This window comes from Paenibacillus wuxiensis (assembly GCF_040195695.1).
Taxonomy (GTDB): Bacteria; Bacillota; Bacilli; order Paenibacillales; family Paenibacillaceae; genus Paenibacillus_B; species Paenibacillus_B suaedae.
This window is the reverse complement of sequence record NZ_JBEFZI010000005.1, coordinates 478,801-495,829: the sequence shown is the minus strand read 5'-3', so window position 1 is coordinate 495,829 and position 17,029 is coordinate 478,801. Positions and strand designations below refer to the sequence as shown.

General features: G+C 47.5%; 14 protein-coding genes. 2 read left to right on the top strand and 12 right to left on the bottom strand.

Going from position 1 to position 17,029, the window contains the following annotated elements; translation table 11 throughout:
- Nucleotides 1-119 precede the first annotated feature (119 nt).
- The gene (trpB, locus tag ABN764_RS13790; protein ID WP_446672209.1) at nt 120-1,280 is read left to right on the top strand and encodes a tryptophan synthase subunit beta; all 1,161 of its coding nucleotides are present in this window, start codon (nt 120-122) and stop codon (nt 1,278-1,280) included.
- A 74-nt stretch (nt 1,281-1,354) separates the two neighbouring features.
- Here the strand turns inward: trpB and ABN764_RS13785 are convergent, their stop codons facing one another.
- The 7 genes from ABN764_RS13785 to ABN764_RS13755 all read right to left on the bottom strand — a co-directional run bounded on the left by ABN764_RS13785 (nt 1,355) and on the right by ABN764_RS13755 (nt 10,405).
- A complete protein-coding gene (locus ABN764_RS13785) occupies nt 1,355-2,713 on the bottom strand; it encodes an ABC transporter substrate-binding protein (RefSeq protein WP_446672208.1) in 1,359 nt (452 codons plus the stop codon).
- 45 nt (nt 2,714-2,758) lie between these two features.
- The gene (locus ABN764_RS13780) at nt 2,759-4,108 is read right to left on the bottom strand and encodes an ABC transporter substrate-binding protein (RefSeq protein ID WP_446672207.1); all 1,350 of its coding nucleotides are present in this window, start codon (nt 4,106-4,108) and stop codon (nt 2,759-2,761) included.
- 81 nt (nt 4,109-4,189) lie between these two features.
- Complete coding sequence (locus ABN764_RS13775; protein ID WP_446672206.1) at nt 4,190-4,954, bottom strand: hypothetical protein; 765 nt, start codon at nt 4,952-4,954, stop codon at nt 4,190-4,192.
- A 191-nt stretch (nt 4,955-5,145) separates the two neighbouring features.
- Nucleotides 5,146-6,882 carry a DUF4179 domain-containing protein gene (locus ABN764_RS13770; protein WP_446672205.1) on the bottom strand — a complete coding sequence of 579 codons (1,737 nt, stop codon included), beginning with the start codon at nt 6,880-6,882 and terminating at the stop codon, nt 5,146-5,148.
- Between the two features lie 262 nt (nt 6,883-7,144).
- Nucleotides 7,145-7,918, bottom strand: a complete 774-nt coding sequence (locus tag ABN764_RS13765) for a hypothetical protein (protein ID WP_446672204.1) — start codon at nt 7,916-7,918, stop codon at nt 7,145-7,147.
- A gap of 194 nt (nt 7,919-8,112) precedes the next feature.
- Nucleotides 8,113-9,855, bottom strand: coding sequence for a DUF4179 domain-containing protein (locus tag ABN764_RS13760; protein WP_446672203.1), 1,743 nt, complete (start codon nt 9,853-9,855; stop codon nt 8,113-8,115).
- On the bottom strand, nt 9,794-10,405 hold the full coding sequence (locus tag ABN764_RS13755) for an RNA polymerase sigma factor (protein ID WP_446672202.1): 612 nt from the start codon (nt 10,403-10,405) through the stop codon (nt 9,794-9,796). The genes ABN764_RS13760 and ABN764_RS13755 overlap by 62 nt, the downstream gene beginning before the upstream one ends.
- A 185-nt stretch (nt 10,406-10,590) precedes the next feature.
- Here ABN764_RS13755 and ABN764_RS13750 point away from each other — a divergent pair, with 185 nt between their 5' ends.
- Nucleotides 10,591-11,967, top strand: coding sequence for a C39 family peptidase (locus ABN764_RS13750; protein WP_446672201.1), 1,377 nt, complete (start codon nt 10,591-10,593; stop codon nt 11,965-11,967).
- A 270-nt stretch (nt 11,968-12,237) separates the two neighbouring features.
- On the opposite strand, the gene ABN764_RS13745 is transcribed toward ABN764_RS13750, so the two are convergent.
- From ABN764_RS13745 to ABN764_RS13725, 5 genes are all read right to left on the bottom strand, one after another.
- On the bottom strand, nt 12,238-14,802 hold the full coding sequence (locus ABN764_RS13745; RefSeq protein WP_446672200.1) for a DUF4179 domain-containing protein: 2,565 nt from the start codon (nt 14,800-14,802) through the stop codon (nt 12,238-12,240).
- Entirely contained in the window at nt 14,802-15,329 is a 528-nt protein-coding gene (locus ABN764_RS13740) for an RNA polymerase sigma factor (protein WP_005543265.1), read from the bottom strand. Before ABN764_RS13740 ends, ABN764_RS13745 begins: the two co-directional genes overlap by 1 nt.
- 72 nt (nt 15,330-15,401) lie before the next feature.
- Nucleotides 15,402-15,641 carry a hypothetical protein gene (locus ABN764_RS13735; RefSeq protein ID WP_446672199.1) on the bottom strand — a complete coding sequence of 80 codons (240 nt, stop codon included), beginning with the start codon at nt 15,639-15,641 and terminating at the stop codon, nt 15,402-15,404.
- Nucleotides 15,642-15,850: 209 nt separating this feature from the next.
- A complete protein-coding gene (locus tag ABN764_RS13730; RefSeq protein ID WP_142545389.1) occupies nt 15,851-16,132 on the bottom strand; it encodes a hypothetical protein in 282 nt (93 codons plus the stop codon).
- A gap of 34 nt (nt 16,133-16,166) precedes the next feature.
- Nucleotides 16,167-17,024: an inositol monophosphatase family protein gene (locus tag ABN764_RS13725; RefSeq protein ID WP_072730553.1), complete on the bottom strand. Its 858-nt coding sequence runs from the start codon at nt 17,022-17,024 to the stop codon at nt 16,167-16,169.
- Nucleotides 17,025-17,029 lie beyond the last annotated feature (5 nt).

Here is a 17,029-nt window from a genome sequence, read left to right as displayed (position 1 = left end):
TACCCTTTTTCATCTCTATAAGAAGCTGATGCACCAGAAATAATGTTAGACTTTAACCCGATAGTGCGCTAAAATATGGACAAATTATTGCTAATCATTGGAACCGAGGGGGTATTCACATGACCGTATCAACAGAGCAAGGCAGGTTCGGGCAGTTCGGAGGAAGCTATGTACCGCCCCAATTGCAAGGAGTATTGGAGCGTCTCGCAGAAGCTTTCTACAAGTACAAGGACGACCCGGAATTTATCCAAGAATACAATATGTACGCACGCGAATACGTAGGTCGTGATAATCCGCTCACCTATGCGAAGCATCTGACAGAGAAGCTCGGCGGTGCCAAGATTTATTTGAAGCGCGAGGATTTGAATCACACCGGTTCCCATAAAATCAACAACGTACTCGGGCAGATTCTGCTCGCTAAGCGAATGGGCGCACACCGCATCATCGCGGAAACAGGGGCAGGCCAGCACGGTGTTGCAACAGCAACAGTATGTGCCATGTTCGGTATGGAGTGCATCATTTATATGGGGGCAGAAGATATTCGCCGTCAGGCATTGAATGTATTCCGTATGGAATTGCTTGGAGCCAAGGTCGTGTCGGTCTCGAAGGGGCAAGGACGTCTAAAAGATGCGGTGGACGTAGCACTGGATGATTTGGTAGAAAACTATGCGTCTACGTTCTATCTGTTAGGTTCTGCTGTCGGTCCACACCCATTCCCGTCTATCGTGAAGCATTTCCAATCGATTATTAGCGAAGAATCGAAGCGTCAAATTGTGGAGAAAGAAGGCCGTCTCCCTGATGCCGTTATCGCCTGTGTTGGTGGCGGCAGTAATGCAATCGGCGCTTTCGCCCATTATATTGAGGAGCGATCTGTACGTCTAATCGGCGTCGAGCCGGATCAAGCGCCAACCTTAACAAAGGGTGTGCCTGGTGTACTGCATGGCTTCAAATGTCTTGTCCTGTTAGACGAGGAAGGCAACCCTTCTCCAACCTATTCCATCGCAGCAGGCTTGGACTACCCGGGTATCGGACCGGAGCACAGCCACTTGAAGGAATCCGGCCGCGCGGAATATGTGACGGTAACGAATGAAGAAGTGCTTGAGGCATTCCAAGTGCTGTCGAAGACAGAGGGCATTATTCCTGCACTCGAGAGCGCACACGCGGTTGCTCATACATTGAAGCTCGCTCCAACGCTTAATGAAGATCAGATCATCATCGTCAACATCTCCGGTCGCGGGGATAAAGACGTCGAGCAAGTATTCCATATGCTGAATAAGTAAGACTAAGGTAGGATACCTATCCTACGCAAACAAACAGCCATAGTCCGTTCTCTACGGATATGGCTGTTTCTGCTTTATTTGTCCTTACGGGCAAGATCCAGCTTCACTTGCGCCTGCTGCTCCAGATCCGCAATCGCCTGTTCCAATGTCATCTTATCTCCGGCCACCGCATGCAGCGCTTCATTCAGCAGCGGCTCATACACCTGATAGAAGCTGTCTGGAATGTTCTTCTTCCACTGCTCGTTCGTATGATGCTTCCCTGGCTTCAGCATATAAATGGTCTCAGCGCCTCTTTCCAAGCTTCTCGGGATATATCCCGTCCGCGCTGGTAAATCACTTCTTCCAGAACGGGATATGATCTTCGCCATCCCTGTGCCGTTCATGAACTTGACGAGCTCCCAAGCATCATGTTTATTTGCCGAATCGGCAGCAATGGCGAATATTTGCGTGGCAGAGATTCTGTCAGTCTCATCTGCGTGCGCCGGATTGATAGGGACGGTTACCATGCCCCAATTTATCTTGGAAGAAGACCCGCCAATGTGTGCGGCAAAGGACGAATCATTGAGAATCATCGGGGATTCCCCGTTAACGAATTTGTTCATGGCCAATATATAACGCGATCCCGGATCGCCGCTCTGCTCTGGCGGGCGAACGGATACCGCCTTTTTCTTGAGCGCATCGACCGTTAACTGAAATGCTTGCTTCCAGCCTTCGGACTGCAGCAGCACCTTCTTGCCTTCCGTATCGAACAGCTGCAAATCCATCGTATCCGCGACTTCCCGCAATACATCAGAAGCTTGATTATTGATCAATCCATAGGAAGCATCTTCATCCGTCCTTCCGTTATGGAATCTTGCAGACAATTCAAAGAGATCCTTCCACTGCATTTTGTTCACCGGCAGATCAATACGTTTCTCCTGAAACATATCCGCATTGTAGTATAAGTACCCAGCCCTGAGCGTAGGAGCAAGCCCAAATAGGGAACCGTTACCCTTCTCGCGCAGCATGTCGATCAAACCGGGCATATAACCGTCCAAATCGAACTGTTCCTGCTTGATAACCGATTCCAAATCATACAGCTTGCCCATACTGGATAAATGCTCGTACTCATCCAGATTGAGAACAAGGACATCCGGCTTCTGACGCTCCATCATACGCTGCAGCTTTTCCTGCCCGCTTAATTTGTCTGATGCGTCTTCTCCTTCATTCCCCGACTTGATGATCTCGATTTCAATGTCCGGGTACTGACTCGTAAATAACTGGCCGTACTTGTTATGGAAGTCCTCCACATAGGGATAATACACCTTCAGCTTCCCGTTGCCTTCACCGCCAAGCCCATCTGGTACGGACTTACTCCCGAAGCATCCGCTTATGACCAGGACGATGCTGAGCAGAATCAGTACAGCCGCCTTTCGTTTTCCGGTTCGCCTCATTTCTCCACTTCACTTCTCCTTTACACGTCTATTCAACGATCTCTTTTATTTCACTTTGTCTTGGCGCACCTTCTGAAGCGCTGCCTGCGCCTTCTGCTGTAGTTCTGTCAAGGCCTCATCCACGGTTTTCTCTTTGTCAATGATGGCCTTCAATGCTTCCTCCCGCAAAGGAGCATATGCACTGTAGAATTCATTAGGAACCCGCTTTATCGCCGACTCGTATTTCATATTTTTTATTTGCAAGGCATAGAAAGCTTCTGTACTCTTGCCCTGAATCGACTTGACGAACCCGGTTCGCGTCGGCAGCTTATAGTAGATGGCAGAGCTTGCCTTCGCCATCTCCGGTCCGTTGACGTACTTTACAAATTCCCAGGCGGCCCGCTTATTGCTCGAATGCTCGTTTATGGCAAAATACTCAACAGCATGTGCGCTTGGCGTTTCATTTGGGTGGGAGGGATCAATAGGGACAGGAACCATGCCCCAATCCATCTTGCTTGCCTTCTTGTTCTGCGGATCACTAAACTCGCTAATAAAGCCTGAGCTGCCGAAGGTCATGGCCGCGTTGCCTTGCAGGAAGAGATTGTTGGACGAGGGAAGAAACATCGCATCCGATTTCTGAACCTGCAGTGCGCGGGTACGTATTGCATCCGTCATCATTTGATAGGCCTGCTTCCAACTCTCGGATTCAAGCAGAATATGCTCCCCCTTGGCATCGAATTCCTGCAGGCCCCATGTGTCCGCTATGCGTTTCAGCATCCAAACCTCGGTCTCATAGCCAGCATATAGCCCTGGCATTCCCGCATCTTCGAAGCGCGCAGCCAGATCGAACAGATCCTTCCAGGTCATGCCGCCTTTGGGCAGATCTATCGCATTCGCTTTGAATAAATCGGCATTATAGTAGATCACTTCCGTATAGAAAAACGGCGGCAGGCCAAATAGTGCGCCTCCTCCCTGCTCTCTCACCATATCGATCAAGCCTGGCATGAACCCTTCCAGATCGAATTGCTCCTGCTTGATGATCGAATCTAGATTATATAATTTGCCGCCCAATGCGTATTCTTCATAATCTGGAGCTGATAGAGTCAACACATCTGGCTGCTGTTCATCGATCAGCTTCGTTAATAGCGTCCCATAATCAACACCTTTTTGGATTTGCATCTGCTGGTATAATCCATTGGTCTCGACCACTTCGATGTCGATATTCGGAAATTTGAGCGTAAATACATTTCCGTAGTCTCGAAAGAAATCGCCCTCATTAGAGTAAAGCACCTTTAATTTGCCGCGGCCATCCTTACCAAGCTCCTCCAGCACAGGCTTCGGTCCGAAGCATCCGCTCACCAGAGCCATAATGCTTACTAGAATCGTGCCTTGCTTCAACCACGAACCCCATCGCATCTCGCCTATCATTCTCCTTTGCTTCCGTATCCAAAGCCGCAGGCAACCCTAACCTGCAGCTTCTGTCGGCCTTATTCCCTATCATTTCTTGATCATCGTTTTCGCGAGCTCGATCATCTCTTCCTCAGTCAATGGATTACCAGGATTCGTGGAAATGGTGAATCTTATCCCTTTCTCCGACCATGACACCGAATTTCTAACGAATTGAGGATTCTTCTTCTTTGTTTCTGCATCATATTCGTCAGCAGATTTGTACTTGAAACCTTCGTCTTTAGCATTCTTATCTGTCTCTAGCGTGAAGAGTTCCATGAACAACTTATCATTTCCTTTGGCGTACCCCAGCTTGATCTCTCCCACCTCTGGCGATTCTATCTTTTTGGAATACACCACTTTGCCTTTAGCTTCCGCCTTCACTTGTGCCTCCAATTTCTTATAATCAATTGAATTCTGGATCTCTCCTTTGACAAAGGTATATCCCTCCGGCATGCCCTCTGGCTCCTGTATGATAGGCCCTTTTAATGTAGAACTATATTTTTCGTAGTCTTCATATTTGGTGAATGTCGGGAAATTTGTATAGTATAGAAACTCACTTCCGCCATTCAGCTTCTTATCGCTGACATACACGAGATAAACATCCCCAGGATTTTTTTTGAGCTTTACGATCCTTGCCTTCTCCTCTTCGATCATTTTCTTTTTCTCTGCATCAGTCGGAGCCTTGGCAGCCGCCGTCTTGAGCGTTATGCTATTGAATGAATGCGACGATGCTGCATGTACAGCAGCGCTCATGGAACCTAGCAGCAGGATGCTGCAAAGTGTAGCGATTGTTACTTTCATTGTGTTTTTCATAGGTTATTCTCCCCTCATATTCAAGCGATATTGGTTGTTATTCAGGCCGCACTGCAATGTTATGGGATCCCTTAGGCGCAAGCCTCTATCCTAATTAACACCACCGCCCTCATTTAGGTTCACTAATTTGGAAAGAATGCAAAAAAAATGCTGCCTCGCGTCATATCCTGACGTGGACAGCATCGTTTATCCTATTGCAGTTTAATTTTCAAATTCTGATCCCAATGTCGAATGTCGAAACTAAACAAGCAAAGCTCCGTTTCGGTTCCTTTAAATCCGCGATAGACGTTCATGAATTTGTTGGAGTTCCTCCAATCGACCCAGTTCTTCTCCCATTGGTAAAATAGGACTTCCCCGTATATCCTCTCATTTTCCTGTTTTATGTATGTCTGAGAAGCGCCGCTGTACTCTAGATTCTCGCTCTCGTTCTCAACATACAGGTCACCGTCTTTCATATAGTAGGTCACTTTTACCGGATAACCCTCTACGTTCACAAGCGTTTCTTTCTTTTGCTCTGTAATGTGAGTTAACTTGATCAGCTTGTTGTAGTCTCTTATCTCCTCGAATTTATGTTCCAGCAGCAATTCTACCGGCGCGTCTGCGGTCAGCCGCAGGTCAGGGGATGTCGAGAATGCATACACTGACCTGTAAGCACCTAACGGAGAATTAGCATAATCCCATGTTTCTTCTCCTTCCAGCTTATGACCGTTCACCAGCAACGAAACCGACTGGTACGGAAGTCCGCTAAATCCGTTCTTATTATCCACTTCTACTTTCATGGCTGTCGGTCTGATGATCAGCTTGCGGAGGATCGATCCCCCTTGTGCCGAGCGGATCGGAATGTTCATATCATGGGTCACTGATGCCTGCAGCGCCTTCTCCTTGTTCAAGGTGAACATGCCGATATTCCATTCTCCCTCAATATAGCTTCCCTTTACGCCATACACAAATTCGAATGAGTTGCTGCCCTGCAGTAGTTCACCCAGGTTGTAGCCTTCTTGCGCGCCCCATTCTGTATGCCCTTCAATCTCAATATAATCAGTCATCTTATAGCCCGTTCGATCTACCTTTTTCCCACCTTTTTTCACCACGATTTGAGGGCCAACGATGTTAAAATTCGAATCATCCGTGTACGACACGGTGTATTTGAGCAGTACTTGCTCTTTCCTGCCCTCTACGAACTGCACTTTCAATTCCTTGATCCCGCCGCCATGAATCGGAAAGGTCTGCACTTCTGTCTTGCTCGGATCCAGAGCGATCGGAACGTGAACGTAGTCATATGCCTGCAGCCCGCGCACAGACAATTGCATATCCGTCTCATTGCCGGGCACCGTCCAAGGCGTTTCGAAAAATCCGTTGTAGGTTTGGGTTTCTTCATCCCATGCATGCGAATAGTAGCCTTTTCCCCAGTGCATTTGCATCTTCTGCACATCATCCAGGTGTGCAATGAAGTTTCCTTTACTGTCTTTGAAATCGAATTGATCGAATATCCACTTTCGTTCCTGCCTATCCCCTGTATTCAGGCTGTATAACAGCGTGGTACCATTATCGTCGGATACCGCCGTATCAATGGCGAATGTGACGCTGCTATTCGTAACCTTCTTATTTATCGGCTGCCCGAATCCATGTTGGATCGCTGATTCCACACCTTGATGATTATTAAAATCCCACTTCTCGGTAATATAGGCGAGCACCGGAGTAGCCAACAACACAAACACAGCCACTGACAACACGGCCAACCGGCGTCCGTGGAACAACGGCCTCATCTGTAACGAAGCGGCAGAGATCCTTCGATCGTCCTGCTCGTTCCTAGCCGCCTCGATCCACATCCACATCGCCTCGAAGTCCGGGTAGGAATGGTTGCCTTCATCGCCCAAATTCCAGAAAAGTTTTGTTATTCCGTTTATTCTTTCCTTCAGGTCCCCCATCTTCCTTTCCACCCAAGTTCTTCTGATTGAATGCTCTTCTGGCCCCTTCAAGTCGTCGTCCAGCAGAGACAAGGACGTCGAGCAAGTATTCCATATGCTGAATAAGCAAGATTAAGATATCTAACTTAAGCAAACAAACAGCCATAGCTGGGAGGAAACGACTATGTCTGTTTCTGTTTTACTTGTCTTTGCGGGCAAGCTTCACTTGCGCCTTCTCCTTCCATCGCTCGTCCTTATAATGCTTTGCCGGCTTCAGCAAATATCATTTTTTAATCATCGTTTTCGCAAGCTTGATCATCTCTTCCTTCGTCAAAGGATTCTCGGGATTTGTGGAAATCGTGCAGCTTAATCCTTTTTCTGTCCATGACAGTGAATTATTGATGTCTTGAAGGATTTCATTCTTTGGCTGTTTAGCATTTTCTTTGGCCTTCTCGTCGGCAGACTTAAACTGGAATCCTTCTATAGATTTCTTTTCCTCTCCGTTTTCTATCTTTCTCAGACTCAGCACCAATTTGTTTTTGCCATTGGCATATTCCAGCCTGATCATTCCCGCTTCATCCCATTCTATCTTTTTGGAATACACCACTTTGCCTTTGGCTTCAGCCTTCACTTGCGCATTGAACTGTGTATACGGATTTTGGATTACTCCATTTACGAATTTATATCCTTCTGGCATCCCTTCTGGCTCCTGAATAACTGCTCCCTTCAATTTAGTTGTCCAGTTCTTGTAGTCTTCATATTTTGTGAATTTGGGGAACTCCGAAGAATATAAAAACTCACTTCCGCCATTCAGTTTTTTATCACTGACATATAGAACATAGAAATCCCCCGGATTTTTTTTGATTTGAAATATCTTTTTCTTCTCCGCTTCGAACATTTTCTTTTTTTCTGCATCAGTCGGCGCTTTGGCTGCTGCCGTCTTGAGCGTGATACCGTTGATTGATTGCGACGATGCTGCCTGTACAGCAGCGCTCATGGAACCTAGCAGCAGGATACTGCAAAGTGTAGCGATTGTTACTTTCATCGTATTTTTCATGAGTTATTCTCCTCTCTAAATTCAAACGATATTGGTTGTTAGTCAGGCCGCAAGATAGCGTTTATGGGATCCCTCAGGCGCAAGCCTCTATTCTAATTAACACAGCCGCTTTCATTTAGGTTCACTAATTTGGAAGGAATGCAAAAAAAATGCTGCCCTCGCGTCATATCCTGACGAGGACAGCATCGTTCATCCTATTGCAGCTTTATTTTCATATTCCGATCCCAATGTCTAATATGGAAGTTATACAAGTAAATTTCTGTTTCGCTTCCCTTAAATCCGCGATATACGTTTACGTACTTGTTGGATTTCTCCCAATCGAGCCAGTTCTCCTCCCATTGGTAAAACAGGACTTTTCCGTATATTCGCTCATCTCCCTGTTTCATGTACGTCTGAGCAACGCCGCTGAAGTTTAGATTCTCGCTCTCGTTCTCGACGTACAAGTCGCCGTTTTTGGTATAGTAGGTTACTTTGACCGGATAACCTTCCACGTCCACAAGCGTTTCTTTCTTTTGATCTGTAATATCTGTCAACTTGATTGGCTTCTTGTAGTTTTCTATCTCCTCGATCTCACGTTCCAACAACAATTCTACCGGCGTGTCCGCGGTCAACTGCAGATCGGGCCGTACCGTAAACTCATAGACTTGCCGATATGCATGGAGCGGAGTATTGATAATGGTATAATCCACTGTCTCTCCCCCTTCCAGCTTACGTCCGTTCACCAACAACGAAACCTTTCGGTAAGGAAGTCTGCGGAATCCTTTCTTATTCTCCACCTCCAATTTTATCGCTGTCGGCCTGATAATCAGCTTGCGGAGGATCGAGTCCCCTAGCGCCGAGTGGATCGGAATGTTTAATTCCCGGGTCACTGACGCCTTCATCGCCTTCTCCTTATTCAAGGTAAACATGCCGATATTCCATTCTCCTTCGATATGGCTTCCCTTCACGCCATATACAAATTCGAATGAATTGCCGCCCTGCAGTAGTTCGTCCGAGCTATAGCCTTCTTGTACACCCCATTCTGGATGTCTTTCGATTTTGAACGTTCTAGTCAAACTAGCGCCTGATTGAATTACTATATTCCCTTCTCTTTTCACCACAATTTGAGGTCTAACGATGTTAATATTCGAATCATCCGTGTAGGACACAGAATATTTGAGGAGTGCTTGCCCTTGTCCGCCTTTCGTGAACTGCACCTTCAATTCTTCGATCCCGCCATCATGAATCGAAAAAGTCTGTACCGCTGTCTTGTGCGGATCCAAATCGATCGGTACACGAACATAGTCATACGCTTGCAGCCCACGCGCAGACAATTGCACATTCGCTTCCTTGCCGGGAACCGTCCAGTACGTATCGAAGAATCCGTTGTAGGTTCGGTTTTCTTCATTCCAATTATGCCAATAGCTTCCTTTACTCCAGTTCATATTCATCTTCTGCACAAGATCCAGACTTGCAATGGAATTTCCCTTCTCGTCTTTGAAATCAAATTGGTCGAATATCCATTTTCGTTCCTGCTTATCCCCTGTATTCAAGCTGTATAACAGCGTAGTTCCATTATCGTCGGACACCGCTGTATCGATAGTGAATGTGACGCCGCTATTCGTAACCTTCTTATTGATCTGCTGCCCGAATCCCTGTTGGATCGCTGATTCCACGCCTTTAAGATTTTTAAAATCCCACTTTCCGGTAATATAGGCAAGCACTGGAGTAGCCAACAGCACAAACGCAGCCAATGACAGCACAGCCAACCTGCGCCCGCGGAACAGCGGCTTCGTCTGTAACGGAGCGGCAGACGTTCCTTGTTCGTCCTGCTCATTTTTGGCCGCCTCAATCCGCATCCACATCGCCTCGAAGTCCGGGTAGGAATGGCTGCCTTCATCGCCCAGCTGCTGAGAAAGATTCGTTATTTCGTTTGTTTTTTTCTCCAAGTTCCTCACCTTCCTTTCTTCCCAAGCTACTGTTCCGCTTGACTGATTGCTCCTCTGACAGCTTCAAATCATCGTCCAGCTCGTCCAATATGACCCTCATCATCTTCAATCCCCGGTTCAACCGGGATTTCACGGTTCCCAGCGGAATATCCAGAATATCCGCGATGTCGGCAAGCGGCAGATCGTTCGTATACCGCAGAGTGATGACAATGCGGATTTTGTCAGGCAGCTTCGCGAGGCGCCGCTTCCACTCGTCCTCCGATTCCTTTTGTTCAACTACAGTTAGGATAGAAGGCTCCACCTGCTCTCGTTGGAACAAGAGCAGCATCTTCTCCTTCATCCATCTCGACTTATTTTTGCGTAAGTGATTCAGGCAATGATTGACCGTAATCCGCATAAGCCACGTCTTGAGAAACTCCACCTGCGCCCATCCCGACGTGAGCGCCTTCATAAACACCTCTTGGCAGACGTCTTCCGCATCCGAGGCATTGCGCAGCATATAGTAGCAGGTCCTGTATACATCTCTGTTGTATCGTTCGAAAAATTCCCTGTCCGTCAACAGGTTCTCCACCTTTCCTACACATCGCTAGTTGCTGCTCCCCTTGAACATGCACTACTAGATTAACAACTATCTTCTATAAAAGGTTCATTTATTGGATAAATGGGGTAAAAAATTTAGTTCCTAATGAAACCTCGGTACATTGCCGATATAAGAAGGGAGTATGTCTGAGGAGGGTATAAACTTTGCCGCGAATCGTCAGGCAGCTGAATCGATGGCTGCTGTTTCTTATATTGCTAGCTTTATGTGCATTTCCCTTTCAAAATTTTATTCTCTCTAAGCTCAAGGAAGGTTCCTTATCCTTCTCCTTCGGGCCGCCTTCGGATGACATTGTTCTGTTGCTGTACAGCAACACTGCAAGGGTTGGTCGCTATCTGGTGCCGCTTGCAGAGTCCGAGCCGAAGGCCGCGCCTTATCAAGAGAAGGGAGAGACTCTTGTACCCGCCCGCTTCCTAGCGGACAAGCTCGACGCAGAGCTTGCTGTCGATAAGAGCGGCCGTACCCTTACGTTGTCAAGAGACGACGCGAAGATTACGTATTCGCTCAAGGCAGGCAGGGTCAGTATCGCGACCCCATCCGGCAGCAAATCCGCAGTCTCTGTCAACACATTGCCTGTCCAGAAGGACGGAGTTACCTACGTCCCGCTTCGACCAGCTAGCAAAGCGTTTGGTCGGCATATTCACAGCAGTGACGGCGTTATCGCGCTGACCACGACACCGAAGGCGCCTAAACAAGAGAAGTGGAACGAGTGGAGAGAGGAATTGTCCTCCTATCTAGCCTACGATGCCTTCGGTTCGTATGCAGTCAAGATGGGAACAAGCTATACAGCACTGTTCCATAGCTGGGAGGATGCTGTCAATTACTCAAAGCAGGTTCCCGGACGCAGAGTCACCTACCGCGGTCAGCATGTGATGTGGGATCCGAAGAAGCCTGCGCCGAAATCGATCCGCTTGAATGGAGCCCCGCTTATTTTGCAGCTCCCCGAGCTGCCGCGTGGCTGTGAAGTGACTGCGCTTGCTATGCTCTTGCAATCCGCAGGTCAGAAAGTAGACAAGATGGAGCTTGCGAAGAATATCCGCAAAGATACAACGCCGTATGAGAAGAAAAACGGCGATATCTATTTCGGCAATCCGCATCGAGGATTCGTCGGCGATATGTACACGTTCGCCAATCCTGGTCTCGGGGTATATCATGAGCCGATAGCAGAGGTCGCGGAGAAATATTTGCCGGGACGAATCATTGATATGACCGGCACCTCCCTGAACCATCTGTTATGGACAGTTGGACAAGGAACGCCAGTATGGGTAATTCATACGACACTGTACGATTCTGTCCCCGCTAACGCTTGGGTCACTTGGAATACTGCTGATGGGCCAATCCAAGTGACCTACTATGAGCACTCCTTGCTCGTGATCGGCTATGACGAGCAATATGTATACGTACATGATCCGCTTGGCCGCCGCGATCGTATCACGCGCGCCGCCTTCAAGCGCGGATGGGAGCAAATGGGCAGCCAAGCTATCACCTATACGAAGGCTGCGCCAACTGCACAAGCAATATAGGCGCACCGGCAACACAAAAGGAACTGTCCTCCCTGCATCCAGTTATGCGGAGAGTCAGTTCCTTTTTTTCTGGCCGTATTCAAACTTTGCCCCAATGATTCTTAGATAAAAGATAAACTCTCCCTAATCATAGTTGCGCAAAATGAGGTAAAGGATTATCCTTAGGATTTCTATTTCAACATGCCTGACTACCCCTATGAACACAGAAAGCTGACCCATAAAGCGAATTCTGCTTCGCGAGTCAGCTTTTCTAACCTTTTTTTCTCTTGTCTAATTTAAATTTATATCGTTATTATTATCAATATCCAGGCGGTAGAACTTCGAATGACGGTTCATTTCTCCTTCAATCGTCAGGCTGCCTTCTCTTTTGAAGATATACCAGTTCTGTCCGTTATATCGTTCAACCGAATACCCGTTTAGATCAATGCCGAATAGCCTCTTCACGTCAGGCGCCGCTGCGTCGAGTACTTGCTTATTCGAGAATTTGTCGAAGAGGGCCTCGGTTGCATCCGTTCCCGTTTCTAAAATGTCGGAATCATAAACGGACAGTATGCGTCCAGAGTTATAGCCAACCTGAATGGACAACTCACGCTTCTGATCCTCAAAATTGTAATAATCCTTTGCAATTCCGATGCGGCTGTCATAGCGATAAGTACGGCTTGCACGCGCCATCGAGGTTTCTTTCCCTCTAACGGTGAGGGAAGCTTGCTTCGCCGACTCACGTGACTTGGCACTTACTTGATCCATCGGAATGTCATAAGACATGCTGAGGACTCGTTCTCCCTCCATCTCGATGTCGATATCTTTTCCTGTAATCCAGGTATGCACATCCCGATCTACCCTTGTCTTTGCACGAGTAATTTCCTGAATACGGGCAGCCAGCTGATTTTCGTCCAGTCCTGTTTGTGCTTCAACAATCCGCTTCATCTTATCTGGCAGCTCACCGTAGTTCATAGAGATGTTCACATCGAAAGTTCCCCGCTTCACATCAAGAGCGGCATAGCTCTTGTTATCCTTACTATAGACGGTAACATCATGATAAGACGATCCACGGTATTCCTCGACACCATTCAACTCAATGTCACGGCCGGCAACTTCTCGTACTGCCTGCTTGATGCGCTCTAACAAGGGAGAATCGAGGTCGTTCACCGTCTTGCCATGCTTCGGCTCCGTCAAGCTGCCTACCTGATCGTGTTCTTCTGCGAGCGGCGGGATCGTAAACTCAATCTTCTGATTGACCTCTACCGGCTCATTGTTTCTTCGTATCGATATCTCATATTCATCCAATTTCGGAGCCATAATCGCAATATCATAAACATCTTGCTTCTTATTCTCCTGCCCCCATTTATCCTTATCCTCAAAAATCGTTCCCAATACCCAATTGAACGTAATATTTCTTTCATATTTTTCGTATAATTGCTTGCCTACCAATGGAATAGCTCTCGTCTCCGGTGTATCCAGCTTCAAGTCATATTGCTTCCAAAGCTCATTCGAGCTTGATTCCTGAAGCTTCAAGTAATAGGGCTCATACGTCAAGAATGCGCTCTGAAACGGGTTATTTCCCGCTTGATCTGGCTGAACCTTGAGATGGAGGACTCCCTTATTATCATACTCCGTGCCTAGTATCGTTATATCCCTGCCCTGATATTGGATCTTCTTCGGATATTTATCATCCGTGCGAAGACGGAACGTATGATTGGGTCGGGCTTGAGTCACATACAATCTCTTCAATTCCAGAGTCATGCGCTTCGGCTTGTTCTCGAAATAGACAGACGGGACAAACTCCCACTGGTTGCGGCTAACCCCATTCACCAAATCATTGAATCCTGAAGATTGTCGAATCGGATACACTTTACCGGTTTCATCTTTCAGAATAAGATTCTCTCGGACAATCTCATTCCAATCGTCACCCGGATGCAGATCTGCCTTTCCTTCATCTTGAATTCGAGTTCGAGCCTCAAGCAGCATGCGGGTTGGAGAGATCATAATATCCTTAAGAGCAAACTGCTGCACAATTGAGTTTGCTGGTTCTGCCGTCCGCTCCAGATTAACCACGCGAGTTGGCTTTATATTGTTGATTCCGAGCGGAACCTGAATATCCTCTGATTCGGAGTAAATGCTTTTGTATTCATCATTGCGTTTAATTTTTGTTAGCCGGATCGTTATTTTCCGATCCTTATCTTCTCGTTTCAACTGCTCGACGTATTCTGGAAGCAAAGGAATGTTATGTGTCCAAGTAACAATACCATCCACTTTTGCCTTAGCCTGTTTACGCGCCTCATCCACGGATTCAATAAGATAAGAAGTCGTATGATTACTTCCATCTGAGAATCGGTGTTCATCAAATTCAGGGAGCGTAGCCGTATAATCCTCGAAATCGTTATACAATCGATCGGAACGCTGCGCTTCGGCAATATCCTCGCCCTTGATTGTAACCGTAACGAACAGACGATCATCTTCCAAATACAAATTGTCGACGCTAACCTCCCGCTCTCCCCACTTCGTACGATAGGTCTGCACCGGAATGTAACCATGCTCCTTGGCATTGCGGATACCCATAAAGCTGCCCGCCCCCTCCAGCCACTTGACTGCGGCCTCCAGTCCGGGGATTTGCTTCGCATACGCGGCAAAGGAAGGCACAAACATGATCGAGCCAGAGAACAGCAAAACGCCGGCCGCAACCGTTCCTATGCTGCGCTGTACAATCTTCGTCCGATGGCGGCGGCGATCCATATTTTCGATCCGCTCCGCAATCCGTTGAGACAGATTAGGTGGAATAGGCACTTCGGGCAATTTTGCGAACATTGCTTCGATCTCCTCATCCCTAAATTCCATCAGCATCTAGCCTCCTTCATTTCTGGCATCATTTGCTTTTTAAACAGCTTAATTGTGTTATATATTTTCGTTTTAACCGTGCCCAGCGGCATATCTGTCATCTCTGCAATTTCTTCTAGCGTATACCCTTGAACATACTTCAATTGGATGAGCATCCGCGTCATTGGCGGCTGCTGCTCCATAAGAGCCTGAAAATCCAGCATTTCGTCCGTCGGCGGACGCTTTGCGACTCCCATAACCTCTTCGTCCTCTATGTAGACTATCGATTTATTTTTACGCAAATAGGTTTTGCACTGATTGATGACAATCCGAGTGAACCAAGTGTTGAATTTTTCGGGGTCTTTCAATTTCTGTATATGAATAAGGGCCTTCTCCACAGCATCGCATACTGCGTCCATACTGGCGGCCTCATCGTGTAGATAACTATATGCGATTCGGTACGATCGGTCTTGAATTTGCTGTACCGCTAGTGCAAAGCTGTGTGTATCGCCCTGCTGCGCGCGGACAATCAGCATCTTCTGATCCATAGTTCCTCCCCCTTCGGTCACCACTATGATGCATGGAGGCCCTAAATAGTTTTGGAAACGGAAAATATGATATTACGTCGTTCCTTTGGATTCCGAGACTGCTTCTAATTCGACTTCCTTGCCTGCAAATTGTTTCATTGCCCTCTGGGCCTTTTGCGCGTCCAGATCAGCTATCGCTATTTCCACTTGCCCATTACTTTTGATGCCCTTATTCGTACTCTCTTTAGCTAAATCTGTCCACGCTGTAATGAGCGGAGCGAAGAGCATGCTGAATGCAGTTATTGCTGCAAGCAGCTTTTTATTTGATCTCATGATTATCGTTCCTCCTTCATTTGAAGTCAATTTCGATAATAAGATGCACAACCCATTAAAATAGTTTTTTTATACAGAAATGAAAAAAATAGATAATAAATACATTTGCGAAAAGCAAGTCATTTCAACAACAACCTCCATCAAAATGAATTTCGATAGTAAGATGACTCACTTCGGGCAATGGTTTTGGTACACAAAAAAATCCCGGACTATGTCCGGGACTCTCCATCGCGCTTAGCGCGCTTCATATATTGGTCATAACGGTCGTCTACTTCCTCAGCGATAGAGCGATACCGATTCGTCTCTTCCACGATTGGATCCAGCGTCGTCTGAATACGGATTTCGGTCCGCGGCGCTATCCGCCGTCGCACAGCCTCACTTGGCTCTTCGGACTCCATCTCCCCAGCCGTCAGACGCTCATGCAGCTCCGCTTCCAGTCGTTCTTGTGAATCCTTGTCCCGTTCAGCCACAGGAACACCTCCCTCAAACATATGCTTCCACTAGTATGAGCTTGAATGCTATTCTCTACCCTTGAGCTTTCGCATCTCTTAGCGCTTCAATGAAGGAGCCATGGATATGTCCGTTCGAAGCAACGACATCACGCACGCCCAAATGATAGGGCTTGCCATACGTATCTGTCACCTTGCCACCAGATTCTGTGATCAGCAAGCTTCCTGCCGCCAAATCCCAAGCATTCAGGTTGAGTTCCCAGAACCCTGTCAAGCGGCCTGCCGCCACATAGGCCATATGGAGAGCAGCTGAACCTGCGGTACGGATGTTGCGAACCTGCGGCGCAAGTGCAGTAATTCCCGCCAGATTCGCAGGCAGCGCACGCTCGCGCTCCGTGGGGAATCCGCTTGCAATCAAGCTGGCTCCAAGCTGCTGCTCAGGCGCCACCTGCATTCGGCTTCCGTGCACATAGGCCCCCTTGCCCTTCTCTGCGACGAATAGTTCGTCTCTCATCGGATCGTACACAATCCCAACAATGACTTCTCCCTTATGCGCCAAAGCAATTGAAACGGAGTAGAATGGGAACCCGTGAACATAGTTCGTGGTACCATCAAGCGGATCGATGATCCATACATATTCCTCCTGCAGTGCGTTCTCCAACGCCCGCTTGGCTGCATCCTTGCCAGGATCTACTGATTCTTCACCGAGAACGGCATGCTGCGGAAAATGAGTCAACAGCAGACGACGAATCATCTGCTCGGCTCCTTTGTCAATTTCGGTAACGAGATCGTGCATAGATGATTTTATATTGAGCGATATGTACTGCCCTAATTTACTCTTGATCCATTCACCTGTCTTAGCCGCACAGTTGACCGCTACCGCTGTATAACTTTTACTGGTGACCACGTGTGGAGTTTTATCTGAAGTATTCAAGGCTT

What these genes read in the sequence shown, in the direction of transcription:
- trpB (WP_446672209.1), top strand. Translation starts at nt 120, where the DNA reads ATGACCGTATCAACAGAGCAAGGCAGGTTCGGGCAGTTCGGAGGAAGC.
- ABN764_RS13785 (WP_446672208.1), bottom strand. Translation starts at nt 2,713, where the DNA reads ATGAGGCGAACCGGAAAACGAAAGGCGGCTGTACTGATTCTGCTCAGC.
- ABN764_RS13780 (WP_446672207.1), bottom strand. Translation starts at nt 4,108, where the DNA reads ATGCGATGGGGTTCGTGGTTGAAGCAAGGCACGATTCTAGTAAGCATT.
- ABN764_RS13775 (WP_446672206.1), bottom strand. Translation starts at nt 4,954, where the DNA reads ATGAAAAACACAATGAAAGTAACAATCGCTACACTTTGCAGCATCCTG.
- ABN764_RS13770 (WP_446672205.1), bottom strand. Translation starts at nt 6,882, where the DNA reads ATGGGGGACCTGAAGGAAAGAATAAACGGAATAACAAAACTTTTCTGG.
- ABN764_RS13765 (WP_446672204.1), bottom strand. Translation starts at nt 7,918, where the DNA reads ATGAAAAATACGATGAAAGTAACAATCGCTACACTTTGCAGTATCCTG.
- ABN764_RS13745 (WP_446672200.1), bottom strand. Translation starts at nt 14,802, where the DNA reads ATGGAATTTAGGGATGAGGAGATCGAAGCAATGTTCGCAAAATTGCCC.
- ABN764_RS13740 (WP_005543265.1), bottom strand. Translation starts at nt 15,329, where the DNA reads ATGGATCAGAAGATGCTGATTGTCCGCGCGCAGCAGGGCGATACACAC.
- ABN764_RS13735 (WP_446672199.1), bottom strand. Translation starts at nt 15,641, where the DNA reads ATGAGATCAAATAAAAAGCTGCTTGCAGCAATAACTGCATTCAGCATG.
- ABN764_RS13730 (WP_142545389.1), bottom strand. Translation starts at nt 16,132, where the DNA reads ATGTTTGAGGGAGGTGTTCCTGTGGCTGAACGGGACAAGGATTCACAA.